The sequence below is a fragment of the Larsenimonas salina genome (assembly GCF_023736155.1).
Lineage (GTDB): Bacteria > Pseudomonadota > Gammaproteobacteria > Pseudomonadales > Halomonadaceae > Larsenimonas > Larsenimonas salina.
This window is the reverse complement of record NZ_JAMLJJ010000005.1, coordinates 238,747-262,792: the sequence shown is the minus strand read 5'-3', so window position 1 is coordinate 262,792 and position 24,046 is coordinate 238,747. Positions and strand designations below refer to the sequence as shown.

Below are 24,046 nucleotides of genomic sequence, written 5' to 3'. Positions count from 1 at the left end.
ACAGTTCCTTGTGTCGTTATCCGAGAACCAGCAGCACCAGCATCAGGGTTGCTCCTGCCGTGATCGAGCCTGCGTACCAGCGAATGCGCCCGGTCTGGGTCACGCTAAGGCCCCGGTGGGCTTGCTTGGCAAGCCAGGGCCAGATGTTGACCAGCGCGTTGATCCAATCCACCCGATGGAGCCAGGCGATGGCCAGAAACGGCTTGACGATCAGCCAGTCATAAAGCCAGTCAAAGGCAAATGCGCTGTTGAAAAAGCGCCAGCCGTTGCGACCCAGATCGGTCTTGACCAGTGCCTTGACCAACCGCCTGCGGCCGAGAAAGAGCGCCGCCGCGATGCCAAGCCCAACGATTGCGACCACCGAGGACAGCACCTCGAAAATCAGCTTGAGGCTTTCGCTGTCGCCCTCGGGCGAGGCCGGAAGAACGCCTTCCAGTGGCGGGTGGATCAGCGCACCGACAAAGGTCGACAGCACCAGAAGCGTCACCAGCGGCACATGATGCGCAAGCCCCTTCGGCGCATGCGCTTCAGTGTTGGCCTCACCATGGAAGGTAATAAAGATCATTCGGAAGGTGTACAGCGAGGTCAAAAAGGCCCCGATCAACCCAAAGAACCAAAGCACTTCATGGCCCGAGGCGAACGACAGCCACAGAATCTCGTCTTTCGAATAGAAGCCCGCGGTCACGATCGGCAGCGCCGCAAGCGCTGCGCCCCCAACCCAGAAACAGGCGTAAGCGAGTTTCAGCGGCTTTCGAAGCCCGCCCATCTTGAACATGTCCTGCTCGTGATGACAGGCAATGATCACCGAGCCCGACGTCAGGAACAACAGCGCCTTGAAAAACGCATGGATCATCAGGTGGAAGATCGCAGCGTCCCAGGCCTGAACGCCAAGCGCCAGGAACATGTAGCCGATCTGGCTCATGGTCGAATAGGCCAGCACACGCTTGATGTCGGTTTGGGCAAGCGCCGAGAACCCGGCAATCAGGAGCGTGGCCGCGCCGATGATGCCAACCAGTTCGAGCGTCATTGGCGCCAGCTCGAAGATGACGTGCGTTCGCGCGATCAGATAGACCCCGGCGGTAACCATGGTCGCGGCGTGAATCAGCGCAGAGACCGGCGTCGGGCCTGCCATCGCATCGGCAAGCCAGGTCTGAAGCGGCAGCTGTGCCGATTTACCGACCGCGCCCCCAAGCAGCATCAGCGCCGCGACTTCCGCCATCAGATCGCCCTGCGCCCACGCCTTTGGCGCCTGCTGAAGCAGCGTCTGAATGTCGAGGGTCTGGAACTTGGCAAACAGGATGAACATGCCGATGGCCAGAAACACATCGCCCACACGGGTAACGATAAAGGCCTTGAAGGCCGCCTTGGCGTTATCAAGGCCCCGGTAGTAGTAGCCGATCAGCAGATAACTGCAGAGCCCCACCCCTTCCCAGCCCAGATACAGGAGCATCAGGTTATCGGCCAGCACCAGCAGCAGCATGCTGAACACGAACAGGTTCATGTAGGCGAAGAAGCGGGTATAGAGATAGCCGCTCGTGTCTTTCAGATCCTCGGTCATGTACCACGACGCGAACAGGTGGATCAGAAAGCCCACGCCGGTGATCACGCTCATCATGGTGAGCGTCAGCCCATCGACGTAGAGCGAGAAGCGCGGGGTGAAGTCACCGACCGAGATCCACTGCCAGAGCGTCACCGTGACCGGCTGCGCTCCATTTGAGAAAAAGTCGAGGCCGACGACCAGCGCACTGAGCGCCGCAAGCCCGATCGAGCCGACCCCGACCGTTGCGGCAAGAGGCCTTGGCATCTGGCGAATGAAGGCCAGGAGCACGGCGCCCAGCAACGGAAAGACGAAAACCAGAGGCAGTAGGGTCATCCTTTCATCTCACTTACCTGGTCAATGTCCAGGGTCCTGAAGCGGCGATAGAGCTGAATGAGCAGCGCAAGGCCGATGCTTGCCTCGGCCGCGGCAAGCGTAATCACCATGATGAACATGATCTGACCGTCGGGCTGGGCCCAACGGGTGCCGCCCACGATGAACGCAAGCGCCGCCGCGTTCATCATGATCTCAAGACACATCAGAACGAAGAGCATGTTGCGTCGAACCATCAGTCCCGCAAGGCCGATGGCAAACAGAATCGAGGCCAGAAGCAGCCCGTGTTCGACTGGAATACCGGTCATTGGCGTGTCCCCCGGTGATCGCGCGTCAGATGTTGGCGCCTTTCGTTCATGTCCCGGGCCGGGCGCAACGTGTCGTCGCGGCCAAGGTGATACGCCGTGACCAGCGCCCCAAGAAGCAGCATCGAGGCAAGCTCGACCATCAAAACATACGGTCCGAACAGCGCCACGCCCACGCCCTTGGCGTCAATCAGTTCACCGGTAATGGTGCCCTCGACCGGGCTTGCAAAGAGCGCAACGATCATCATCACAAGCATGATGCCCACTAAAATGGACGGCCCGATCCACATCTTCGGATTCAGCCAGCTGCTTTCCTGCTCGACGGCGGCCTGGCCCAGGTTAAGCATCATGACGACGAACACGAACAGCACCATGATGGCGCCAGCGTAGACAATGATTTCGAGTACGCCTGCAAAGGGGGCGCCGAGAGCGAAGAACACCATCGCCACTGCGATCAGCGAGACGATCAGATACAAGAGCGCGTGCACCGGATTGATGCTGGTCACGACTCTAAGCGTCGATACCACCGCCACGGCCGCTGCCAGATAAAATGCAAATTCCACGAGCAGATCCTTAGGCTGTTACGGCAACAGCGTCTTGACGTCGATCGGTTCGGCCTCGTTCTGCGCGGCCCCCTTGCTCTTACCGGCAATCTCGAGCCCCGAGACGCGGTAAAAGTTGTAGTTATGATCCTTGCCCGGCCCCGAGATCAGCAGGTCTTCCTTCTCGTACACCAGCTCCTGGCGGTCGTACTCACCAAGCTCGAAGTCCGGTGTCAGCTGGATGGCCGACGTTGGGCAGGCCTCTTCACACAGCCCACAGAAGATGCAGCGCGAGAAGTTGATGCGAAAGAACTCCGGGTACCAGCGGCCGTCGTCCTTCTCGCCCTTTTGAAGCGAAATACAGCCGACCGGGCAGGCCACGGCGCACAGGTTGCACGCCACACAGCGCTCTTCGCCGTCGGGGTCGCGCGTCAGAACAATGCGCCCACGATACCGCGGGGGCAGATAGACCTTTTCTTCCGGATACTGAAGCGTTTCGCGTTTTCGAAACGCATGCATAAAGACCATGCCGAGCGTGCGCAGCTGCGACCAGGTCCCGGCAAGTATGCTTTTGATCATGCCGTCCCCCTTACGACGTCGCGGGCGAGGTGATGAGAATCACCGCGCCGGTAACAAGTAGATTGATAAGCGTCAGCGGCAGGCAGAACTTCCAGCCAAACCCCATTACGCGGTCATAGCGCGGGCGCGGGAGCGCGGCGCGCAGCAGCACGAAAAACGCAACGAAAAAGCCGGTCTTGAGCAAGAACCACACGATGGGCGGAAGCAACGGCCCGGTCCAGCCGCCGAAGAACAGCGTGGCGATCAGTGCCGAAATCAGCACCACGCCCACGTATTCGCCGACGAAGAACATGCCCCACTTCATGCCGGAATACTCGATGTGGTAGCCATCGGAGAGCTCCTGCTCGGCCTCCGGCTGGTCAAACGGCGCACGGTGCGTAACCGCAATGCCTGCCACCAGGAAGGTACAGAAGCCGAAGAACTGCGGGATGATGTTCCACATGTCGGCCTGAGCCGTGACGATGTCGCGCATGTTGAAGGTGCCGGCCATGGCGACCACGCCCATCAGCGACAGCCCCATGAACACCTCGTACGAAAGCGTCTGGGCCGAGGCGCGAAGTGCCCCCAGGAGCGCGTACTTGTTGGCGCTGGCGTAGCCTGCGAACAAGACGGCGTAGACGTTGATCCCCGCCATGGCGAAAAAGAACAGAAGACCCACGTTCATGTCGGCCACGCCCCAGTTCGGCGTGATCGGGATGATCATGAACGACAGAAGGAGCGAGGCCATCGCGATGGCCGGTGCCAGAGTAAAGATCTTCTTGTCGGCAAAGACCGGAATCCAGTCCTCCTTGAAGAACATCTTCAGCATGTCGGCCACCAGCTGAAGCGAGCCGAACGGCCCGACCCGGTTGGGGCCGTAGCGGTCCTGCCAGATCGCGAGCACCCGACGCTCGACGAAGCTCAAAAGTGCGCCCGCAATCACCGCACCCAAAAGAATCACGATCGCCTGGGCCACGGCGATCAACGTCTCGACAACGGTCGGGGTCAGCCAGCTCATGAGCGCACCTCCTCGGCGACGTCGAACGTCACGGCCTGATCGAAATCAAGACCAACCGGCATGCCGGGCAGCCCGACCGGCACGCCGATCACGCCGCTCGGAAGGCCCGAGCTTGCACGAACCGGAAGCGTAACCGTCCAGTCACCCTGGGCAAGCGTCACCGGCGTCCCGTCGGCAAGCGATTTTTCGATCAGGGTATCCCGGTGAAGCGCGAGGTACGGCTCGGACATGCGCTCCTGAATCGGCGCGGCTCGGGCTGACATTGGCTCGCTGCCAAAGAGGTGATACAGCGGGGCCAGCTGCCAGGTCGCGTTTGAGCGGCCCGGCACCTCGGTGAAGTACGAAAGCGCCGAGGCACCCTCATCGCACTCGATCAGCCGGACACCGGGGTCGCCTGCGGTCAGGTGGCCGCCGACTTCATCCTGGAACTTATTCCAGGCCTGCGGCGAGTTCCAGCCCGGCGCCCAGGCAAACGGCACTTCGGCCCGTGGTTCGGCGTAACCGTTATAGCCTTCCATCGAAAACGAAAGCGGGGTATCGACGTCCTGCGGGGTACGCGGCTCATGCACACTGATGTTGGCGCGCATGGCCGTTCGGCCACTGGAGCGGTGCGGCATTCGGGCGATCTTCTGCCCGCGAATGCGAAACGAGGCGCTGGGCGCGGCGTTTTCGATGCCAGCAAGCGTTGGAATCGCCTTGGCACAGTGGGCAGTGACCTGATCAAGCTGGGTCCAGTCTACTTCGCGCTGCTCGAGCGTTGAGTGAAGCGCGTGCAGCCAGCGCCAGCTCTCATGGGTCAGGTCGTCCGGACGGTAATAGCTCGGGTCGTAGACCTGGAAGAACCGCTGGGCGCGGCCTTCGTGGTTAACAAGCGTCCCGTCGCTTTCGGCGAACGTGCCGGCCGGCAGCACGATCTCGGCGCGCTCGACCGTTGGCGTTCGCTGATGATCAATGGCAACCGTGAACGCTGCGCGTTCGAAAGCACGCTCGGCCTCGGCACTTGGCAGCCGGTGATACAGATCGTTTTCAAGCACCACCAGCGCCGTGGTGTCATCCAGCGCCTCAAGCGCGTTCTCAAGCGCCATGCCGCCCATCAGCGCAAGCCCGGTGCTGTTGGCCTCGCCGCTGATCAGGCGCAGGGAGCCGTTCTTGCCCGCCGCCTTGAACGCCCGCGCCAGGTTGGCACTGGCCTCGATCACGGCCTTGGACTTGAGTGAACCGCCGGAGACAATCAATGGCCGCTCGGCGCCCTTGATTACCTCAACCAGTGCGTCGATCAGCGTGCGATCATCTTCGTCGAGCTCGACGCTTGGTGCGGCGGCGTCGAGGGCGTGCGCGAGCGCATGGCCAAGGCGCGCGATGTCGGAGACCGAGCCGCGGTAGACGTGAGAGGCGATGTCGTCGAGCTTGGTCTCGGCAGGCGTTGCCACGACCACCGGGAGCTTGCGCCCCTGAGCGAGCGTTTCGGCCGCGTTGAAGTTCCACTCGGGCACGTCGTTGGCGCGGGCAAGCTCGTTGCGCTTGGCGTTGGCCACCTGACGCACCGCCAGCGCTTCGCGCGCGGCGGTCTGAGTCAAATCTTCGCCCAGGATGATTACGGCGTCGTGGTGTTCGATGTCGCGCATCGACGGCGTGGGCAGTGCGCCCTCCTCCAGGATGCGGCGCATCAAGGTAACGCGCTCCCATTCGGCGCGGTCGATGCCGACCGAGAAGTTCGCCTCGCCGACCAACTCGCGCAGGGCGTAGTTGCTTTCAAGGCTTGCTCGAGGCGAGCCGATACCGACCATCTTCGAGGTCTGTCTGAGCTGGTCGGCCAGGTGGTCCAGCGCCGGGCCGACGTCTGCTGTGCGCATGACACCGTCTTCCCGGATTTCCGGATAACGCGGTCGGTCATCGCGGTTGACGTAACCGTAGCCGAACCGCCCTCGGTCGCAGAGGAAGTAGTGATTGACGCTGCCGTTGTAGCGGTTCTCGATCCGACGCACTTCGCCGTAGCGCTCGCCGGGGCTCGTATTGCAGCCGCTGGAGCACTGATGACAGATGCTTGGTGCGAACTGCATGTCCCACTTGCGGGTGTAGTGGTCGGAGTGGGTCTGGTCGGTGAAGACGCCGGTCGGGCAGACTTCGGTCAGATTTCCGGAAAACTCGCTTTCAAGCGTGCCCTCGGTGGTCCGGCCAAAATAGATGTTGCTGTGGGCACCGAACGCGCCCAGATCTTCGCCGCCAGCGTAGTCCTTATAGAAGCGGACACAGCGGTAGCAAGTGATGCAGCGGTTCATTTCATGGGCAATGAATGGGCCAAGGTACTGATTGCGGTGGGTACGCTTGGTAAAGCGGTAGCGACGGTCGTCATGGCCGGTCATCACTGTCATGTCCTGCAGATGGCAGTGGCCGCCCTCCTCGCACACCGGGCAGTCGTGCGGGTGGTTGGCCATCAGCCACTCGATCACGCTTTCACGGAATTCGGCCGCCTCACCGTCCTCGATCGAGATGTAGGCGTCATCCTTCACCGGCGCCATGCAGGACATCACCAGCGTCCCGCGGTCGTCGTCCTTATCCTTGTACTGCTTGACCGCGCACTGGCGGCAAGCCCCAACGCTCCCAAGCGCCGGATGCCAGCAGAAATAGGGTATGTCGAGCCCGAGCGAAAGACAGGCGTGCAGCAGATTGTCGCTGCCATCGACCTCGTAGTCCTTGCCGTCGACATGAATGGTTGCCATGGCGTTATCCCATCCTCATGCCCGGTCCATGCCGGGCAGCGTTTAGTCAAAATCGGTCGGCCCTTGCGGGCGTGCATTAGCGCTAGATGGAGCCCACGGGAATCGGTTCAGCGTGGGCGGCGCGTCTTGGGTGGCTAATGCCTTGTTCGAATTCATCACGGAAGTACTGGATCGCGCTGGCCAGCGGCTCGACGGCGCCGGGGGCGTGGGCACAGAACGTCTTGCCGGGCCCGAGCTTGCCGGTCAGCTCCTCGAGAATCTCGATGTCGCCCTGCTCACCCTCGCCGCGCTCAAGCGAGCGCAGGAGTTTGACCGTCCACGGCAGGCCGTCGCGGCATGGCGTGCACCAGCCGCAGGATTCGCGGGCGAAGAACTCTTCCATGTTTCTTAAAAGCGAGACCATGTTGACGGTGTGGTCGACGGCAAGCGACAACCCAGTCCCCATGCGCGTGCCCACATCGGCGATGCCGTTGGAGCACATCTGCGCCGAGAGGTGCTCGGGCAACAAAAATCCGGTGCCGGCGCCGCCGGGCTGCCAGGCCTTGAGCCGGTAGCCATCCTTCATGCCTTGGGCGTAGTCCTCGAAGATCTCCCGGGCGGTCGTGCCAAGTGGCAGCTCCCAAAGACCCGGGTTCTTGATCTGACCGGTAAAACCGAAAAGCTTGGTGCCGCCATCGTCGCTGCCCTCAAGCGCAAGCCCCAGATACCACGCCTTGCCGTGGTAGAGAATCGGCGGTGCGTTGCAAAGCGTTTCGACGTTATTGACCACCGTCGGCTTGCCCCAAGCGCCGCTTTGGCCCGGAAACGGCGGCTTGGAGCGCGGGTTGGCGCGCCGGCCTTCCAGCGAGTTGATCAGCGCGGTCTCTTCACCGCAGATGTAGCGGCCGGCACCGGTGTGCAGGAAGATGTCGAAATCGAACTCGCTGCCCAACACGCTCGTACCCAAAATGCCGGCCTCGCGGGCCTCGGCAAGCGCACGCTCGATGCTCGCGGCGGCGTCGTGGTATTCCCCGCGCAGGAAGATGTAGCCCCGGAACGCATTGTTGGCGAGCGCCGAGATGATCATGCCTTCGATCAGCAGATGCGGCATCTGCTCCATCAGCATGCGGTCCTTGTAGGTATTGGGCTCCATCTCGTCGGCGTTGCAGACCACATACCCGCGGGGCATTTCCTCGCCCTTGGCGGTTAGGCTCCACTTGACGCCGGCGGGGAACCCCGCGCCGCCGCGACCCTTGAGCCCGGCGTCCTTGACCAGCTCCGAGATGTCGTCACCCTTCATGTCGAGCGCGTTCTTGGCGCCCTCGTAGCCGTGCTTGTCGCGGTATTCGTCGAGGGCGACCATTGCGCCATCATCTCGCAGCCGCCAGGTCAGCGGGTGCGTTTCCTCGGCACGCGGCATGGCGTTGATGGTGCCGAACGAGGCAAAGGGACGTGTGCTCATGAATAGGTCTCCAGAAGCTGCATGACGTTGTCCGGCGTGACCGGGCCATGGATGTCTTCGTCCACCATCATGGCGGGGCCCTTGTCACAGTTGCCGAGGCAGCACACCGGCAACAGCGTGAACCGGCCGTCCTCGGTGGTCTGGCCCATCTGAATGCCGAGCTGGCGCGCAAGCGCCTCTTTCACGGCCTCATAGCCGTCGATGTAGCAGGTCATGCTGTCGCAGAGCAAAATGACGTGCCGGCCGACGGGCTGGCGGAAAATCAGGCTGTAGAACGTCGCCACGCCTTCCACGTCGCTCGAGGGAATCCCGAGAATGTCGCTGATGGCGTAGATCGCCCCATCCGGCACCCAGCCGTGGCGTTTCTGGACGATCTTGAGTGCGCCGATCGAGGCGGCGCGGGGATTTTCGTAATGCGACATCTCGTGCTCGATGGCGTGACGGTCCTCGTCATGCATATCGAACTCGGGCCGGGCACGGTCGCTTGCGATCAAGCTGGTCGGTTGTGTCATGTCGTTATCCTCACCGGTCCACGTCGGCCATTACGAAGTCGATACTGCCCAAGTGCGCGATCAAATCCGGCACAAAGCCGCCACGCATTACCGCCGGAATCTGCTGAAGGTGCGGGTAGCTCGGGGTTCTTATGCGCGTGCGGTAGCTCATGGTGCTGCCGTCGCTGGTCAGGTAGTAGCTGTTGATGCCCTTGGTGGCCTCGATCATCTGCATCGATTCGTTGGCCTTGAGCACCGGCCCCCAGGAAACCTGCAGGAAGTGCGTGATCAGCGTCTCGATGTGCTGAAGCATCTTCTCCCTGGGCGGCGGCGTGGTCAGCGGGTGATCGGCCTTGTAATCGCCGGCCGGCATGTGGTCCACGCACTGGCGGATGATGCGAAGGCTCTGGCGCATTTCCTCGATTCTGAGCATGCCGCGGTCGAACACGTCGCCGCCGGAGGCCAGCGGCACATCGAACTCGAACTTGTCGTAGCCGCTGTAGGGCCGCTTCTTGCGAAGATCGAAGTCGACGCCAGTGGCTCGAAGGTTCGGCCCGGTTACGCCCCATTCGAAGGCCTCGCTCTGAGTGAACGCCGCCACACCGCGGGTACGCTCACGCACGATGGCGTTGTCCATCATCGCGCGCTCGTACTCATCGAGCCGGGCCGGCATCCAGTCGAGGAAGCCACGCACCAGCTTTTCCCAGCCCCGCGGCAGGTCGTGCGCGACACCACCGATGCGGAACCATGCCGGGTGCATGCGAAATCCGGTGATGGCCTCGATCACTTCATAGGCTTTCTGACGGTCGGTGAACGAGAAGAACACCGGCGACATGGCGCCCAGATCCTGTAGATACGTACCCAGAAACAATAGATGCGAGTTGATCCGGAACATTTCCGCCATCATTACGCGAATGAACTCGGCGCGGTCGGTCACGGTAATGCCAGCGAGCTTTTCCGCCGCCAGCACATACGGCAGGTTGTTCATGACCCCGCCGGTGTAGTCGATCCGGTCGGTGTAGGGAATGTAGCTGTGCCAGGACTGACGCTCGGCCATCTTTTCGGCGCCGCGATGGTGGTAGCCGATGTCCGGGACGCAGTCGAGAATCTCTTCGCCATCGAGCTGCAACACGATACGAAACGCACCGTGGGCCGACGGGTGGTTCGGCCCCAGGTTCAGAAACATGAAATCGGCATCGTCGGTGTGACGCTTCATGCCCCACGCTTCCGGGTCGAACTTGAGCGCTTCCTGCTCCCGGTCCTGGCCTTCCATCGTGAGCGTATAGGGGTCGAACTCGGTCGCACGCGCCGGGTAATCCTTTCGAAGCGGGTGGCCGTTCCAGGTCGGCGGCATCAAAACGCGGGTCAGATGCGGATGGTTGGTGAAGTCGATGCCGAACATGTCGAACACTTCCCGCTCGTACCAGTTGGCATTGGGGTAGTGCGTCACCACGCTCGGAAGGACGAGGTCCTTTTCCGACAGCGCCACCTTGATCATGATGTCGCTGTTACGCTCGATCGACATCAGCTGATAAAACACCGTGAAGTCGGCCTCGGGCAGACCACGGCGATAGGTTCGAAGCCGCTCGTCGACGCCGTGCAGGTCATAGAGCATCACGTAGGGCTTGGGGCAGTGTTTCAGAAAGTGCAGCACATGCTCGAGCTGGTCGCGTCCGACCCAAACCACCGGCATGGCGGTCAGCGTTTCCTGGACGGTCAGTGCCTCGGCACCGAACTCGCGTATCAATTCGTTGATGACCTCGGAAGAGGCCGCTGCAGCCGGCTGTGCGTTATCCACGGTCATGGGCAATCCGTTTGCTCAAAGGCGGTTGTTAAATCTGGTCAGGGGTGCGCAACTCTTTGACGGCAATGCGTTCCGAGCGGTTCTTTTCGCGCTGCGAGGGCATTTCGGCGCGATAGACGCCCTGGTCGCCCACGACCCATGACAAAGGACGTCGCTCTTCCTGAATCGAGTCCTGAAGCAGCTGCAGGCCCTGAAGGAACGCTTCGGGCCGGGGCGGGCAGCCTGGAATGTACACATCCACCGGCAGGAACTTATCGACCCCCTGCACGACGGAATAGATGTCGTACATGCCGCCCGAATTGGCACATGAGCCCATTGAGATGACCCACTTGGGCTCCAGCATCTGGTCGTAAAGCTGCTGGATGACCGGAGCCATCTTGATGAAGCAGGTGCCGGCAATGACCATGAAATCCGCCTGACGCGGGGAAGCACGAATGACCTCGGCGCCGAAACGGGCCACGTCATGAGGCGCGGTAAACGCCGTGGTCATTTCCACATAGCAGCAGGACAGGCCGAAATTGTAGGGCCAGAGCGAGTTCTTGCGCCCCCAGTTCACGGCATTGTTCATGACGTCTTCGAGCTTGCCCATGAACACGTTCTTGTGCACCTGCTGCTTCATGGGATCGTCGACGGTGCGGCGCTCGCCGGCGGGGTACTGGCTTGTCTCGGGCGCATTGGGGTCAATGCGCGTGAGCTTATATTGCATGGAGAAACCTCAGGATGAGGTCTTGATCTCCTTGGAACGTTTGATGGGTGCCCAATCGAGCGCGCCCACACGAGTCAGGTAGATCAGACCGGCCAATAACACAACGATGAAAATGAATGCCTCGACAAAGCCGACCCATCCGCTCTCACGAATGGAAACCGCCCAGGCGAAGAGAAAAAGGGCTTCGACGTCAAAGATCACGAACAGCATCGCGACCATGTAGAATTTGACGGAAAAGCGCTGATGCGCGCTTCCCACCGGCACGATGCCGGATTCAAACGGTGTGTTTTTCTGATGCCCCCAGGCGCGTCCGCCCAGGAGGCTGGCTACCCCAATCATGAACGCGCAGAGCCCAAAGACGGCCATTACGAAAATGGCGACGGACCAATGCTGTGCGATTTGCTCCATGCTATATCTCGCTCATCGATAAGTAGTATCTAGGCTCAAAAAGATGAGCCGATCGGGCTAGTCAAGGTATTCGAAGCGCTCTTTATAGGATGGTCATGACGTGAGTGAGCGCTTTTGTGCCTCTCAGGGTAGACGACGAATGGCACGTCTCGCCAAACTCTTTTCAGTCGTCCTGAAGGCTTACTTAGATCTTAAAATATAGTGTAGCTACATCATGTTAAACGACAGTAGTCTTGATTTCTATAAGGTTTTACGGATAGGCAATTTTTTCACTTCGCCTGTGTTTGACTGAGCGTATCTTTTAGCCCATCGCCGACCCACGGTTCACTATTCATCGACGTCACAGAAGGAATTTCCCTTGCCGATTCCCCGCCTTCTCTCCATTGCCGGCACCGACCCGAGCGGTGGCGCTGGCATGCACGCTGACCTCAAGACCTTTTCGGCGCTCGGCGGCTACGGCACCAGCGCCATCACCGCGGTGCTCTCGCAAAACACCTGCGGCGTTCGAAGCATCTATCCGCTGCCGCTTGAGGTGCTCGAGTCCCAGTTAAAGGCCATCTTTGACGACGTGGCCATCGACGCAGTCAAGATCGGCATGGTCGCTGATCGCGCCACGGCCGAACTGATCAAGCACCAGATCGAAACTTACGCCCCGAAATGGGTCGTGCTCGACCCGGTGATGGTTGCGAAAAGTGGGGACAGACTGGTCGATGACGCCGCCGTCGACGCGGTCAAGACGCTTTTAATGCCGCTTGCCGATGTCGCGACGCCAAACCTGCCCGAGGCGGCCGAGCTGCTTGGCATCGACACGTCCCAAAGCGAGTCCGACATGCTGGACATGGCATCGGCACTGAGAGATCTGGGTGCCAGGCAGGTGCTGCTCAAGGGAGGCTTTCTCGAAGGGCCTGAGTGCAATGACCTTCTGATCGGCGAAGAGCATACGCGCTGGCTCGAGGCACCGCGCATCGAGACACGTCATCTCCACGGCACCGGCTGCACCCTTTCTTCAGCCATCGCGACCTTGCTGCCGCAACGCGACTCGATGGAAGACGCCATCCTTGATGCCAAGGCCTATATGACCGGCGCGCTTGAGCAGGCCGACCGGCTCGGCGTCGGCCACGGGCAAGGCCCGGTGCATCATTTTCATCGTTGGTGGTGAATGCAACGTAGACAAGGACAGACACGGGCGCCGACATTGAATATTCATCTCGACAAGCCATACTGTTGGCATCCGCTCACTCGCTGACGTCACGGAGGCGCGTCATGACCCAGACACTGCTGTTGGCAACGGACCTTTCAAGCGAGTGCCGTGCCGCCATGGCGCGGGCGGTGTTGCTTGCCAATGAGCACAATGCTCGGCTTGATATCCTGCACGTGCTTGACCCCTATCTGCCCTCGAGCGCGCTCAGGGAGCTTGAAAAGGCCGTCACGCGCACCATCGAGTCCGACATCATGGACACCTGTGAATCGCTTGGCGTTACGCGCCCGAACACGCTCATCCAGGTCGTTACCGGCACGCCCTACGCCGAGATCATTCGCGAGGTCTATGAACAGAAGGCCGATCTCGCCATTCTCGGCGCGCACCGCAAGCACCATCAACAGGACCTTGTCACCGGCACGACCGTGTCTCGCGTGATGCGCCGTGCGCCGTGCCCGGTAATGTCGATCTCCCACAGCACCAAGCGTACCTGGCAGGACGTGCTGGTCCCGATCGACTTCTCGCTGGCCTCCCGCCATACGCTCAAGGAAGTGCTGATGCGCTTTCCAGACATTCGCCTGACGCTTTTGCACGTGTGGGACATGCCGGCCTCGAGAGAGCTTGCAAGCGATCCCGGCTATACAAAATGGCGCAGCGCCGAGCGCACCAAGCTTCGCCATCAGCTCGACATCGAAACCGAGCGTTTCATGGCAGAAATTGACGATGTGCCGGATCTGGAACTGGTGCTCGAACAGGGCGACCCAACCGACATCCTGATTCAGCGAGTCCGGGAGCAGCCACCCGATCTACTTGCGCTCGGAAGCCATGGCCGCATCGGCATCGGCCGCCGGACGGCCGGGAGCCTGCTCGAGCGACTCTTGTCGGAGACCAAGTGCGATATCATGCTGTGTCGAACCTGGTAATCCCGAACCCCGTGCGAGCCCAACCATGAAAGCCTTGATCCAGCGCGTCAGCGAAGCCTCCGTTCGCATCGACGGCACCTGTATTGCAAACATTGATGCCGGGCTTCTTGCCCTGATCGGCGTCGAGCGTGATGACACCCCGGCCGACGCCGACAAGCTTCTTTCCAGATTATTGACCTACCGAATTTTCGCCGACGAGGCCGGCAAGATGAACCTGGGCCTTGCCGATCACGGCGGCGGCCTTCTGCTGGTCTCTCAGTTCACCCTGGTCGCCGACACCCACAAGGGTCGCCGTCCTGGGTTTTCTGCTGCGGCCTCCCCCGAGCACGGCAAGTACTGCTTTGATTATCTCGTAGAGCAAGCCCGACAGCAGCACGACCCGGTCGCCACCGGCCAGTTCGGGGCCGACATGAAGGTTGCCCTGATCAACGATGGCCCGGTCACCTTCTGGCTCAGCTCCTGAACTTAATTCAAACTTTACGTTGCACTGCACCATTACGCCGCCTACGTTAAAGACATCGACGCAACCGTAGCGTGCCGGACACCGAGCCGGTCGAGGGGAGTAGCGCATGTCACGGCCCATGAATATTCTGGTGCTGCAGGGTGGAGGGGCGCTTGGCGCCTATCAGGTGGGGGTGTTCGAGGCGCTTCAAGAGCGCGGCATCACGATTGACTGGGTCGTCGGCACCTCGGTCGGCGCCATCAACGGCGCCTTGATCGCAGGCGGCGCGCCAGATCAAAGCCTTGAGCGTCTGGATACGTTCTGGCGCCGCGTTGCTCAACCCCACTGCCACATCGGTGCGCCGTTCGAGCACCTTGAAAGCAGCGCCGCCCGCTACCTAGCCTTGTCAAAAGGCGTTCCTGGCTTTTTCAAGCCGCGCCCCTTCTGGAACATCCCCCTGTTCACGCCAACCGGCAGCCCCGTCGGTTTCTACGACACCACGCCACTCGAAGCCACACTGAATGAGCTCATCGAATTCGACCGGCTCGGCACCCGGGACATCGCCGATGGCACGCGCCTGAGCGTCGGCGCCGTCAGCGTGACCCGCGGCGACATCACCTACTTTGACAGCCACCATCATGCGATGGGTGCTCAGCACATCATGGCAAGCGGCGCGCTCCCACCCGGCTTTCCACCGGTTGAGGTCGACGGCGAGCTTTACTGGGATGGCGGGCTTTTTTCCAACACGCCGCTCAACTACGTGCTCGAAGAGGAACAGCCCGGGCAGGAACGCGCCGTGAACTGCTACGTGATCGATCTCTGGAATGCCGAAGGCCCGGCGCCTCAGACCATCATGGACGCCATGAACCGTGAAAAGGACATTCAGTACTCGACGCGCGCCGGCGAGGACTTCCACTTTCTGCGCGAGATTCACCGCTTGAAAAACGCCATCCGAACGCTTGGCCATCATCTGCCAGACGATGTGCGGCGGTCTTCGCAGTTAAGTCAGCTCGTCGAGCTCGGCCATCAGTACCCGATCAACCTGGTTCGGCTGCTCGCGCCCTCGCGTGAGCGCGAAACCGCGCAGAAGGACATCGACTTTTCCTGGTCGACCATCATGGCGCGCCGACGGGCAGGTTATGACGACATGCGCCAGGCGCTTGTGACCTGCCCAACCCAGCGCGACCCAATCAGCGACGAAATCGGTGCCAACGTCTATAGCTTTCGAAGCGGACTGGACGGCCAACTGACCCGCGAACTCTAACGTCTTCAATGAACTCTAACACCTCAACGGAGCCTTTCATGACGCATTCGACGCTGCCGGCACACAGCCATGCCATGCCCTGGGATTGCCCGTCCTACCCGCCCGGCCCCTACCATTTCAAGGACCGGGAATTTTTGAACATCGTCTACCGAACCGACCCGGAGGCCCTTAGACGCGTGCTGCCGGAGCCGCTCGAGTTCGATGAGCCACTGGTCAAGTTCGAGTTCATCAACATGCCGGATTCCACCGGCTTTGGTAAGTACGTCGAATCCGGCCAGGTCATTCCCTGCACGCTGAACAACAAGGCCTATGGCTATCAACGGGCCATGTATCTCGACGATCACGCCCCGATTGCCGGCGGGCGTGAGCTCTGGGGGTTTCCCAAGAAGCTCGGCCAGCCCCGGCTCGAGGTGCACCATGAAACGCTGGTCGGCACCCTTCACTACAGCGGCCTGCCCATCGCCCACGCCACCATGGGCTACAAGCACGAAACACTCGATTCCGAGCGTGTTCGCACGGCCATGCTCGAGACCCCGACGCTTCTGTACAAGCTGATCCCAGACGTCGACGGCTCACCCCGCATCGCGGAGCTGGTCGAGGTTGGGCTCGACAACCTGGTCGTCAAGGGCGCCTGGCAGGGGCCCGGCCGACTCCAGCTCTTTGAGCATGTGTTCGCGCCCGTGGCTGACCTGCCCGTGCGGGACATCGTCAGTACCCAGCACATCCTGACCGACCTCACGCTGCCGCTCGGGCGCGTAGTTCACGATTATCTAACCTAGACTGAAGGGCTCGATGGCCCGTCGTGGGCCAGTGCGTCACTCACTCGCTACGTCACATGCAATCTACGTCACATGCAATGGAGGCAGTTTATGGCAACTCATCCCGCGCAGGATCGTCTCAACGGCAAGGTCGCCGTGATCACGGGCGCCGCCAGCGGCATCGGCAAACAGATCGCGCTGCTCTTTGCCGAACAGGGCGCCAAGGTGGTGATTCTGGATATGAATCAGGACGCCGCAACCCAGGTCGCCGAAGAGATCGAGCGTAAGGGAGGCAGCGCCATGGGCGTAGCCGCCAACGTGACCGATGAAGAGCAGGTCGACAGCGCCTTTGCCGAAACGGTGGCCACGTTCGGGCGGATCGACGTCATGATCGCCAACGCCGGCTCACAGCACGTCGAGCCGATCCACAAGCTTTCGTTCGAGAACTGGAAAAAGGTCACCGATATTCAGCTCGACGGCAGTTTCCTCTGCACCCGCGCCGCGTTCCGCCAGATGATGAAACAGGGTGATGGCGGCTGCCTCATTTACATGGGCTCGGCCCACTCACATGAGGCCTCGGCCATGAAATCGCCCTACGTGACCGCCAAGCACGGTCTGCTCGGACTATGCCGCACCATGGCCAAGGAAGGCGCCCAGTACGGCATTCGCTCGAACGTGATCTGTCCGGGCTATGTAAAGACGCCGCTGGTGGAAAAGCAGATTCCGGATCAAGCCCGGGAGCACAACATGACCGAGGAGGAAGTGGTCGAGAAGGTCTTTTTGAAAGAGACCGTCGACCAGACCTTTACCACCGTGGAAGACGTGGCCGAAACCGCGCTGCATTTGGTGACTTTCCCATCGACTGCGCTGACAGGCCAGTCGATCATGGTCAGTCACGGCTGGTATATGCAGTAAAGGCGACGCGACGCCTTGCATGCCTGAGGCGCCTCACGGCGCCTCGGGTAAGCCTCACTGGCAAAAGCGGCCCCATGACAAGAGGGCCACTTATCGTCGCCGCCTCTTTTCACTGCCTTGCGTCACTGCCACTCATGCCGGCGGTAGGCGAACGCCTCACGGACCCTGCCTATTCGAGCCCCTGATACTGATACGACACGGCGTGACCGCCGACAAACTGCGCCTGAATGAAGCGCCGATCATCGCCCCAGCGGCAGTTGGCCACCCCGACCGCCCCGCTGCACTCACTGGCCTTGCCGAGCACGGCCTCGACGTCGCCTCGGCTCATGCCGGTCTTGAGCTGGTCGTAGTTGGTCATGCTGAGCTGGCTTTCCATGCAACCGCTGACGCCGACAAGCGTCAATGCCGCCAGCGCGATGACGGCAAGGGAACTGCGGCAGTGTCGTTTCATGAGTCTATCCTCGTAATCACTGGGCGCTATCGAGCGCCTGTTCAAACGCTTCGAGCGCCTCTTCGACCTCGAGCCACGCCTGTTCGGCGTCATCGAGCTGCTGCTTGAGCTCACCCTGACGTCGAAGCAGCGTGTTCAGCTCGTCCTTGCGCGCCGTACCGGCATAAAGCGTGTCATCCCCCAGCGCGGTTTCCACTTCGGTCAGCGCGTCCTGATGTTTTGTCATCGCCTTTTCGGCCGCATCCCGGCGATTTTTGAGCGGACGCATCTGCTCACGGCGCTCGGCGGCGGCCTTGCGGGTCGCTTTTTTGTCCTGAGGGGCACTGGTGCCTTCCGAGGCGGCCGGCGCGTTTGCGGCCTGCTCGCGGGACTTGAGCCACTGGCGATAGTCGTCAAGATCACCATCGAAGGCGCTTACGCGGCCATCGGCCACGCACCAGAACGTATCGACAGTCGCGTTCAGCAGGTGTCGATCGTGCGAGACCACCAGCACCGCGCCCTCGAACGCCATCAGGGCTTCAGTCAGCGCCTCGCGCATGTCGAGATCCAGGTGGTTGGTCGGCTCATCGAGCAGCAAGAGGTTCGGCTTTTCCCACGCGATCAGCGCGAGGGCCAGCCGGGCCTTTTCCCCGCCGGAAAAGCGCTCGATGGTCTCGAAGACCGCATCGCCCTGGAACCCGAAGCCGCCGAGGAAGTTTCGAATCTCCTGCTCGCTGGCCTTCGGTGAGCGGCGTTGAATGTGCATGAAGCCGCTGGCCTTGGTATCAAGCGCCTCGAGCTGATGCTGGGCGAAATAACCGACCGCCAGGTGCTCGCCTTCGACCCGCTCCCCCGCAAGCAACGGCAGATCGCCGGTCATCGACTTGATCAGCGTCGACTTACCCGCCCCGTTGGGACCGAGCAGGCCGATGCGCTGGCCCGGCGCGATGGTCAGACGCACCTCGCTCAGAAGCGGCGTCTGATAGCCAAGCGCGGCGTGGTCGATCGACAGCAGCGGATGGGAAGTCTTGTCAGCGCAGGGCATCACGAACTGGAACGGCGAATCGACCCGGGTGGCGGCGATGTCTTCCATTCGCTCGAGCATCTTGAGCCGACTCTGCGCCTGACGCGCCTTGCTGGCCTTGGCGCGAAAGCGGCGCACGAAGTCCTCGATTTCGGCCTTGCGCGCCTGCTGCTTGGCAAGCTCGGCCTCGCGCTGGGCAATCTTCTCGGCCCGGGTGCGCTCGAACTGGCTGAACCCGCCCTTGTAGAGCACCAGCGCACCATGATCGAAATGCAGAATGTGGTTGCACACCGCGTCCAGAAAATCGCGGTCGTGGGAAATCAGAAGCAGCGTACCGGGGTAGCGAATCAGCCACTGCTCGAGCCAGAGGAGCGCGTCGAGATCCAGGTGGTTGGTCGGCTCATCGAGCAGCAGAAGATCGGACGGCGTGAACAGGGTCTTGGCCAGATTGACGCGCATGCGCCAGCCGCCCGAGAACGCGCTCAGCGGTGAGGTCAGCTGATCCGAGCGAAAGCCAAGCCCGGTCAGAAGCTGCTCGGCGCGCGCCCGCGCCGTATAGCCATCAAGCGTATCCCACTGCCCGTGAAGCTCCGCCTCGCGCTGATGGTTCTCGGCGGCGCGCGCCTCGGCAAGTTCCGCCTCCACTCGGCGAAGGCCTGCGTCACCATCCATGACCACCTCGACGATCGGCCGATCGAGCGCATCAAGCTCCTGGGCCATGTGCGCCATGCGCATGCCCGCGGTGACATCGATGCCGCCCTGATCCGGCGTCAGCTCCCCCAGAAGCAGCTTGAACAGGCTCGACTTGCCCGCGCCGTTGGGTCCAACGATGCCGACCCGATTGCCGTCGTTGATGCGCACATCCGAGGGCGTGATCAGCGGTGTGCCCCCGCGTTGCAGCGCGAGCTGGCGAAATGCAATCATGAAAACTCCGCGGTTTTTCCGTGAACTCACTGGGCCGGTACACGCCGGCGCCGAGGGATAAATGACCGACCATTCTACGCACTTGTGGCCGTTTGCGCTGCGTCTTTACGCCTGTGATGGCGTCCAGCCTGCATGCCTGGATCTGCAAGATCGACTGGCACTCGATGTGTGCGAGCTGCTGTGGCTGTGCTGGCTCGATACGCGCGGGCTCACACTCGATGACACCGCCGATCACGCCCTTGCCGAGATTCGCCGCTGGCAGCGCGAGGTGACTCAGCCGCTGCGCCAATGCCGTCGCGCCCTCAAGGCACCCGCGGCGCACTCGGAGTGGGTCACGCAAACCCGGGATGAGCTCAAGCGCGCGGAGCTCGACAGCGAGCGCAACGCCCTGACTCGACTCGAAGCACTGGCAACGACCCGACAGGGCGTACGCGACAAGCGCCCGGATGAAGATCTGGAGACCACGCTTTGTCGATGGAGCGCCCGCCTGAGCCGGGAGGACTGCCGGCCGCTGCTCGAGGCCTGCCGGGTTTTGCTTCGTGCGGAACCCGGAAAGCCCTGATACAGTCAAACATCGACGATCCCGGTCACAGCCACCGGATTCACTACTGCATGCAGGAGACCTCATGAAAAAGCTGGTAGGCGCCGTTGTACTCGGCACCCTGGTATCTTCCCCCGTATTTGCGGCCGATACCGCCCTCGACAATGACCAGGCCAAGCTCAGCTACAGCGTGGGCGTGACTCTGTCTCGAAGCCTCAAGCAGGACATGGACAAGATCGACATCGATGCGCTGACCCAGGGCATCCGAGACGTCTACGCCGACAAGGATCTGAAGATGGACGACGAGACCATCACCCAGACCCTGACGGACTATCAGAAGGCGCAGATCGCCGAGCAGCAGGCCGAAGCTAAGCAGGAAGCGGCGGCCAACAAGAAAGCCGGCGACGCCTTTCTTGCTGAAAACGCCAAGAAAGATGGCGTGAAGACCCTGGATTCCGGCCTTCAGTACAAGATTCTTGAGAAAGGCGATGGCCCGCAGCCTGGCCCCAATGACACGGTAAGCGTTGATTATGAAGGCAAGCTGATCGACGGCACCGTCTTCGACAGCTCCTACAAGCGCGGCGAGCCGGTCAGCTTCCAGGTCAAGCAGGTCATCAAGGGCTGGCAGGAAGCGCTTCAGAAGATGCACGAAGGCGGCACGTGGATGGTTTATGTGCCGGCAGACCTCGCCTATGGCACAGCGGGCACTGGCGGTGCGATCGGCCCGAATCAGACGCTGATCTTCAAAGTCGAATTGCATAAGGTCAATCCGACCGATCAAGACAATACCGGCAGCGACAGCTAAAATAGTTCGGCCCGATGTGACTCATTCACACCGGGCCGACGCTGTTTTTATCTGTGGATAACTTTGTGAGTTATCCGAAATAATGGCCGAAAGACAAATCTGTTAGCACATTTCCTCTTCGATAAAACAGATCTCTCTTGACATATCCCGCCAGAAACGTTCTCTAACGCACTGTTCCCGTTCGCTTTTTTGTAAAGCTCAGATTTTTTGAGTCTTTATCGCCCAATGCCACCGACCTGTGCCAAGTTTTATCCCTGTCAAGCCCTCTTGTGGACAGTTTGGTGAATTATTTTTATTGACAGCGTATTCAACCCGTCACATCCGCCAGCGGAGACCCGACGTAGTTTTCGGCAAGCGCGGTCCGTCCGGCCACCGACTCGAGCGTGTATTTAAGCTCCGCAGCCTTGATGCGGCGAGTAAAGCCGTCTTCCTCGGGGAAGGAGTGCAGTAGGTGCGTCATCCACCAGGAAAAACGCACCGATTTCCACACACGCTCAAGACACGTCGGGGTATAAGCCTGAAGAAGCTCCTGACGGCCCTGGTGATAAAGCCCTGCCAGTACCCGAGCCAGAACCGAGACATCGCCGGCCGCCAGACTGAGCCCTTTCGCCCCGGTCGGCGGCACGATATGGGCCGCATCCCCGACCAGAAAAAGCCGGCCATACTGCATCGGCTCGGTCACACTGCTTCGAAGCGGGGCCAGGCTTTTCTCAAGCGACGGGTCGGTTGTCAGTGCGCGCACGGCGCTTTCCGGCAGACGTGCACTGAGGGCGGACCAGAACCGATCGTCTGACCAGTCTTCCGGGTTCTCATCACGCGGAGCTTGAATGTAATAGCGACTGAGAGTCATTGATCGCATGCTGCACAACGCAAACCCCTGCTCGTGGCGGGCATAGATCAGCTCGTCATCGATGGGCGGGGTCTCGGACAGCACCCCGAGCCAGCCAAACGGGTAGGTATGCTCGAACACTGACAACCGCTCGGCGGGGATCGAGCGCCGACTGACACCGTGGGCACCATCGCAGCCGGCCACGTAATCACAGTCGATGCGCACCTCGCCGCCCTCGTGCACGAAGGTCACGTAGGGCGAGGTCGAGTCCGGCTCATGAATGGCAACGTCTGAGGCGTCATAAAAGCTCACACCGCCCCAGGCCGTTCGCGCCTCCATCAAATCGCGGGTCACCTCGGTCTGACCGTACACGGTCACGTGCCGCCCCTGACTGTAATGGGTGAGATCGATCCGATGCAGCGCATTCTGATCCCCGATCTTTATGCCGTGATGCACCAGCCCTTTTCGAGCCAGACGTTCACCAACGCCGGCCTCGTGCAATAACGCCACCGTCCCGGACTCCAGCACCCCCGCTCGTATCCGAGACAGCACGTGCTCGGCCGAACGGTGCTCGATGATGACCGCGTCGATGCCATGGCGGTACAACAACTGCCCCAACAACAATCCCGAAGGCCCTGCCCCGATAATCGCGACACTGGTACGCATGCGTGCTCTCCTCCGCTCTTGAACCGATCAACGTGTGGTGCGAGGGGCCGGACTAGAAATCGAAAAAGACGGTCTCGCCCTCTCCCTGAAGCACGATGTCGAAGCGATATCGGATGCGCCCGCTGTCTCCAGGCTCAGGCGTCGCGATCAGGGTACGTCGACGCGCCGGTGATTCGACCGCGTTCAGTACCGGGCAACTCTCGTTGGCGCGCGTTTCGTCGCCGAAATAGAGCCGAGTGTGAAGCGCGATATTGATGCCCCGGGCAAAAACACTAAGGGCGACGTGCGGCGCCATCAGCTGCCCACGGGCGTCCAGGCAGGCTCCCGGCTTGATGGTATGAAAACGCCACTGGCCTTCGCCAAACGCATCCGGAGCGGCCCGGCCGAAGCTATTGAAGACGTTGTCGTGCTGCCAGGCACTCTGGTAGGTCCCGTCGGCATCGGCCTGCCACGCCTCGATGAACACATCCCGCACGATGTCGCCGTTGCCATCGAACACCGTGCCGACCAGCTCGATCGGCGTGCCGTCGGCCTGGTCGGTGGCCATCGTATTGCCGATTTCGACCTCACGCAGGGGGAGACCCGCTACCTCAAGGGCAAGGCCGATGTGCACGTAGGGCCCGGCGGTCTGGGATGGCGACTCACGATAGATCAGATCACCCGGCGTCGCGGCCGGGTCCAACGGAATCAATTGGCTCATGGCTTACCCCTGATTTTCGAAATAGGTCTGGAACTGGCCACGCGTGACGATATCGAACCGATACGCCAGCGCATCCATCGGGCGGCTTCTGGCCAGATCGAGCTTGGCCGTCAGGGTTCGCACCGCATCCGGATCATTGAGTGTATGTACGATCGGGCAGTGCGGAATCAACGGATCGCCTTCGAAATAGAGCTGGGTAATCAACCGCGAGGACAGCGCCGGCCCCATGACCGACATGTGAATATGGGCCGGGCGCCAGCTGTTGACGTCGTTCGGCCACGGATACGGCCCGGGCCGAACGGTTCGAAACCGATACCAGCCCTGCTCGTCGGTGATGGTGCGGCCGACGCCGCCGAAGTTGGGGTCCAGCGGAGCCAGGTACTGATCCTTCTTGTGGCGATAGCGGCCACCGGCATTGGCCTGCCACATTTCCACCAGCGTCTGGGGCACGGGCTTGCCGAACTGATCGAGCACCCGCCCGAACACCATGATCCGCTCTCCGACCGGCAGGCCGTCATGCTCGGTGCCCTGTCGAAAGTTCATCAGAAGATCGTTGTCGTGCGGGCCAAGCGTCATGCGCTCGAATGAGGGGCCGGTCAGCTCGGTAGCGGTCGGGTTCTGAAGGCTGACCAGGGCCTGGCGCGGCGAGCGCGGCACCGATGTCTTGTACCCCGGTGCGTAGGCCGGCGGGTGCCAGCGCCGATCGCGCTGTAGGTACCTGGGGTGTGTGGGTCGAGTCATGCAAGCCTCCTGAGCCAACGGTC

Annotated in this window: 24 protein-coding genes; 8 read left to right on the top strand and 16 right to left on the bottom strand. The window is 61.3% G+C overall.

Features of this window, described 5'->3' with window-relative positions:
* Window positions 1-16: 16 nt before the first annotated feature.
* The 11 genes from nuoL to NAT23_RS11700 form a co-directional block, all read right to left on the bottom strand.
* Window positions 17-1,873, bottom strand: a complete 1,857-nt coding sequence (nuoL, locus tag NAT23_RS11750) for an NADH-quinone oxidoreductase subunit L (RefSeq protein ID WP_251928550.1) — start codon at window positions 1,871-1,873, stop codon at window positions 17-19.
* On the bottom strand, window positions 1,870-2,178 hold the full coding sequence (gene nuoK / locus NAT23_RS11745) for an NADH-quinone oxidoreductase subunit NuoK (RefSeq protein ID WP_251595166.1): 309 nt from the start codon (window positions 2,176-2,178) through the stop codon (window positions 1,870-1,872). The genes nuoL and nuoK overlap by 4 nt, the downstream gene beginning before the upstream one ends.
* On the bottom strand, window positions 2,175-2,738 hold the full coding sequence (nuoJ, locus tag NAT23_RS11740) for an NADH-quinone oxidoreductase subunit J (protein ID WP_251928549.1): 564 nt from the start codon (window positions 2,736-2,738) through the stop codon (window positions 2,175-2,177). The genes nuoK and nuoJ overlap by 4 nt, the downstream gene beginning before the upstream one ends.
* Window positions 2,739-2,756: 18 nt before the next feature.
* Window positions 2,757-3,296, bottom strand: coding sequence for an NADH-quinone oxidoreductase subunit NuoI (gene nuoI / locus NAT23_RS11735; RefSeq protein ID WP_251595162.1), 540 nt, complete (start codon window positions 3,294-3,296; stop codon window positions 2,757-2,759).
* Window positions 3,297-3,306: 10 nt separating this feature from the next.
* Window positions 3,307-4,293 carry an NADH-quinone oxidoreductase subunit NuoH gene (gene nuoH / locus NAT23_RS11730; protein WP_251595161.1) on the bottom strand — a complete coding sequence of 329 codons (987 nt, stop codon included), beginning with the start codon at window positions 4,291-4,293 and terminating at the stop codon, window positions 3,307-3,309.
* Window positions 4,290-7,013, bottom strand: coding sequence for an NADH-quinone oxidoreductase subunit NuoG (gene nuoG, locus NAT23_RS11725; protein ID WP_251928546.1), 2,724 nt, complete (start codon window positions 7,011-7,013; stop codon window positions 4,290-4,292). The genes nuoH and nuoG overlap by 4 nt, the downstream gene beginning before the upstream one ends.
* An 82-nt stretch (window positions 7,014-7,095) precedes the next feature.
* Window positions 7,096-8,454 carry an NADH-quinone oxidoreductase subunit NuoF gene (gene nuoF / locus NAT23_RS11720; protein ID WP_251928543.1) on the bottom strand — a complete coding sequence of 453 codons (1,359 nt, stop codon included), beginning with the start codon at window positions 8,452-8,454 and terminating at the stop codon, window positions 7,096-7,098.
* Window positions 8,451-8,966 carry an NADH-quinone oxidoreductase subunit NuoE gene (gene nuoE, locus NAT23_RS11715; RefSeq protein WP_285836148.1) on the bottom strand — a complete coding sequence of 172 codons (516 nt, stop codon included), beginning with the start codon at window positions 8,964-8,966 and terminating at the stop codon, window positions 8,451-8,453. Before nuoE ends, nuoF begins: the two co-directional genes overlap by 4 nt.
* Window positions 8,967-8,976: 10 nt before the next feature.
* Window positions 8,977-10,749 (bottom strand): NADH-quinone oxidoreductase subunit C/D, encoded by a 1,773-nt coding sequence (nuoC, locus tag NAT23_RS11710; protein WP_251928539.1) that lies wholly within the window; start codon window positions 10,747-10,749, stop codon window positions 8,977-8,979.
* A gap of 28 nt (window positions 10,750-10,777) precedes the next feature.
* Window positions 10,778-11,455, bottom strand: coding sequence for a NuoB/complex I 20 kDa subunit family protein (locus tag NAT23_RS11705; protein ID WP_251595153.1), 678 nt, complete (start codon window positions 11,453-11,455; stop codon window positions 10,778-10,780).
* A 9-nt stretch (window positions 11,456-11,464) separates the two neighbouring features.
* The gene (locus NAT23_RS11700; RefSeq protein ID WP_251595152.1) at window positions 11,465-11,863 is read right to left on the bottom strand and encodes an NADH-quinone oxidoreductase subunit A; all 399 of its coding nucleotides are present in this window, start codon (window positions 11,861-11,863) and stop codon (window positions 11,465-11,467) included.
* Window positions 11,864-12,221: 358 nt separating this feature from the next.
* Here NAT23_RS11700 and thiD point away from each other — a divergent pair, with 358 nt between their 5' ends.
* The 6 genes from thiD (at window position 12,222) to NAT23_RS11670 (ending at window position 17,363) form a co-directional block, all read left to right on the top strand.
* Window positions 12,222-13,022, top strand: a complete 801-nt coding sequence (gene thiD, locus NAT23_RS11695) for a bifunctional hydroxymethylpyrimidine kinase/phosphomethylpyrimidine kinase (RefSeq protein WP_286010027.1) — start codon at window positions 12,222-12,224, stop codon at window positions 13,020-13,022.
* 104 nt (window positions 13,023-13,126) lie between these two features.
* Window positions 13,127-13,984 (top strand): universal stress protein, encoded by an 858-nt coding sequence (locus tag NAT23_RS11690; protein WP_251928528.1) that lies wholly within the window; start codon window positions 13,127-13,129, stop codon window positions 13,982-13,984.
* A 25-nt stretch (window positions 13,985-14,009) separates the two neighbouring features.
* Window positions 14,010-14,447: a D-aminoacyl-tRNA deacylase gene (dtd, locus tag NAT23_RS11685; protein WP_251928527.1), complete on the top strand. Its 438-nt coding sequence runs from the start codon at window positions 14,010-14,012 to the stop codon at window positions 14,445-14,447.
* A 106-nt stretch (window positions 14,448-14,553) separates the two neighbouring features.
* Window positions 14,554-15,690, top strand: coding sequence for a patatin-like phospholipase family protein (locus tag NAT23_RS11680; protein ID WP_251928526.1), 1,137 nt, complete (start codon window positions 14,554-14,556; stop codon window positions 15,688-15,690).
* 38 nt (window positions 15,691-15,728) lie between these two features.
* Window positions 15,729-16,469 (top strand): acetoacetate decarboxylase, encoded by a 741-nt coding sequence (locus NAT23_RS11675; RefSeq protein WP_251928523.1) that lies wholly within the window; start codon window positions 15,729-15,731, stop codon window positions 16,467-16,469.
* Between the two features lie 90 nt (window positions 16,470-16,559).
* On the top strand, window positions 16,560-17,363 hold the full coding sequence (locus NAT23_RS11670) for a 3-hydroxybutyrate dehydrogenase (protein ID WP_251928522.1): 804 nt from the start codon (window positions 16,560-16,562) through the stop codon (window positions 17,361-17,363).
* A 169-nt stretch (window positions 17,364-17,532) separates the two neighbouring features.
* Here NAT23_RS11670 and NAT23_RS11665 read toward each other — a convergent pair whose 3' ends face one another.
* Complete coding sequence (locus NAT23_RS11665) at window positions 17,533-17,814, bottom strand: hypothetical protein (protein ID WP_251595140.1); 282 nt, start codon at window positions 17,812-17,814, stop codon at window positions 17,533-17,535.
* Window positions 17,815-17,830: 16 nt separating this feature from the next.
* On the bottom strand, window positions 17,831-19,741 hold the full coding sequence (locus NAT23_RS11660; RefSeq protein WP_251928521.1) for an ABC-F family ATP-binding cassette domain-containing protein: 1,911 nt from the start codon (window positions 19,739-19,741) through the stop codon (window positions 17,831-17,833).
* 61 nt (window positions 19,742-19,802) lie between these two features.
* On the opposite strand from NAT23_RS11660, the gene NAT23_RS11655 reads away from it, so the two are divergent.
* Together NAT23_RS11655 and bamJ are read left to right on the top strand one after the other, a co-directional pair.
* Window positions 19,803-20,303: a TIGR02444 family protein gene (locus NAT23_RS11655; protein WP_251928520.1), complete on the top strand. Its 501-nt coding sequence runs from the start codon at window positions 19,803-19,805 to the stop codon at window positions 20,301-20,303.
* Between the two features lie 64 nt (window positions 20,304-20,367).
* A complete protein-coding gene (gene bamJ, locus NAT23_RS11650) occupies window positions 20,368-21,087 on the top strand; it encodes a BamJ family beta-barrel-assembly machinery protein (RefSeq protein WP_251928518.1) in 720 nt (239 codons plus the stop codon).
* A gap of 307 nt (window positions 21,088-21,394) precedes the next feature.
* On the opposite strand, the gene pobA is transcribed toward bamJ, so the two are convergent.
* The 3 genes from pobA to pcaH are packed head-to-tail and all read right to left on the bottom strand — an operon-like array spanning window position 21,395 to window position 24,023.
* The gene (gene pobA / locus NAT23_RS11645; RefSeq protein ID WP_251928515.1) at window positions 21,395-22,582 is read right to left on the bottom strand and encodes a 4-hydroxybenzoate 3-monooxygenase; all 1,188 of its coding nucleotides are present in this window, start codon (window positions 22,580-22,582) and stop codon (window positions 21,395-21,397) included.
* Between the two features lie 52 nt (window positions 22,583-22,634).
* Window positions 22,635-23,282: a protocatechuate 3,4-dioxygenase subunit alpha gene (gene pcaG / locus NAT23_RS11640; RefSeq protein ID WP_251928511.1), complete on the bottom strand. Its 648-nt coding sequence runs from the start codon at window positions 23,280-23,282 to the stop codon at window positions 22,635-22,637.
* Between the two features lie 3 nt (window positions 23,283-23,285).
* A complete protein-coding gene (pcaH, locus tag NAT23_RS11635; RefSeq protein ID WP_251928509.1) occupies window positions 23,286-24,023 on the bottom strand; it encodes a protocatechuate 3,4-dioxygenase subunit beta in 738 nt (245 codons plus the stop codon).
* Window positions 24,024-24,046 lie beyond the last annotated feature (23 nt).

Bases quoted from the DNA above. Each gene is read 5' to 3' on its own strand.
- nuoF (WP_251928543.1), bottom strand. From the start codon at position 8,454: ATGAGCACACGTCCCTTTGCCTCGTTCGGCACCATCAACGCCATGCCG.
- nuoC (WP_251928539.1), bottom strand. From the start codon at position 10,749: ATGACCGTGGATAACGCACAGCCGGCTGCAGCGGCCTCTTCCGAGGTC.
- NAT23_RS11655 (WP_251928520.1), top strand. From the start codon at position 19,803: ATGACCGACCATTCTACGCACTTGTGGCCGTTTGCGCTGCGTCTTTAC.
- NAT23_RS11665 (WP_251595140.1), bottom strand. From the start codon at position 17,814: ATGAAACGACACTGCCGCAGTTCCCTTGCCGTCATCGCGCTGGCGGCA.
- nuoG (WP_251928546.1), bottom strand. From the start codon at position 7,013: ATGGCAACCATTCATGTCGACGGCAAGGACTACGAGGTCGATGGCAGC.
- bamJ (WP_251928518.1), top strand. From the start codon at position 20,368: ATGAAAAAGCTGGTAGGCGCCGTTGTACTCGGCACCCTGGTATCTTCC.
- NAT23_RS11700 (WP_251595152.1), bottom strand. From the start codon at position 11,863: ATGGAGCAAATCGCACAGCATTGGTCCGTCGCCATTTTCGTAATGGCC.
- NAT23_RS11670 (WP_251928522.1), top strand. From the start codon at position 16,560: ATGGCAACTCATCCCGCGCAGGATCGTCTCAACGGCAAGGTCGCCGTG.
- pcaG (WP_251928511.1), bottom strand. From the start codon at position 23,282: ATGAGCCAATTGATTCCGTTGGACCCGGCCGCGACGCCGGGTGATCTG.
- pcaH (WP_251928509.1), bottom strand. From the start codon at position 24,023: ATGACTCGACCCACACACCCCAGGTACCTACAGCGCGATCGGCGCTGG.
- dtd (WP_251928527.1), top strand. From the start codon at position 14,010: ATGAAAGCCTTGATCCAGCGCGTCAGCGAAGCCTCCGTTCGCATCGAC.
- nuoK (WP_251595166.1), bottom strand. From the start codon at position 2,178: ATGACCGGTATTCCAGTCGAACACGGGCTGCTTCTGGCCTCGATTCTG.
- NAT23_RS11705 (WP_251595153.1), bottom strand. From the start codon at position 11,455: ATGCAATATAAGCTCACGCGCATTGACCCCAATGCGCCCGAGACAAGC.
- nuoE (WP_285836148.1), bottom strand. From the start codon at position 8,966: ATGACACAACCGACCAGCTTGATCGCAAGCGACCGTGCCCGGCCCGAG.
- nuoL (WP_251928550.1), bottom strand. From the start codon at position 1,873: ATGACCCTACTGCCTCTGGTTTTCGTCTTTCCGTTGCTGGGCGCCGTG.
- NAT23_RS11675 (WP_251928523.1), top strand. From the start codon at position 15,729: ATGACGCATTCGACGCTGCCGGCACACAGCCATGCCATGCCCTGGGAT.
- NAT23_RS11660 (WP_251928521.1), bottom strand. From the start codon at position 19,741: ATGATTGCATTTCGCCAGCTCGCGCTGCAACGCGGGGGCACACCGCTG.
- NAT23_RS11680 (WP_251928526.1), top strand. From the start codon at position 14,554: ATGTCACGGCCCATGAATATTCTGGTGCTGCAGGGTGGAGGGGCGCTT.
- nuoI (WP_251595162.1), bottom strand. From the start codon at position 3,296: ATGATCAAAAGCATACTTGCCGGGACCTGGTCGCAGCTGCGCACGCTC.
- NAT23_RS11690 (WP_251928528.1), top strand. From the start codon at position 13,127: ATGACCCAGACACTGCTGTTGGCAACGGACCTTTCAAGCGAGTGCCGT.
- pobA (WP_251928515.1), bottom strand. From the start codon at position 22,582: ATGCGTACCAGTGTCGCGATTATCGGGGCAGGGCCTTCGGGATTGTTG.
- nuoH (WP_251595161.1), bottom strand. From the start codon at position 4,293: ATGAGCTGGCTGACCCCGACCGTTGTCGAGACGTTGATCGCCGTGGCC.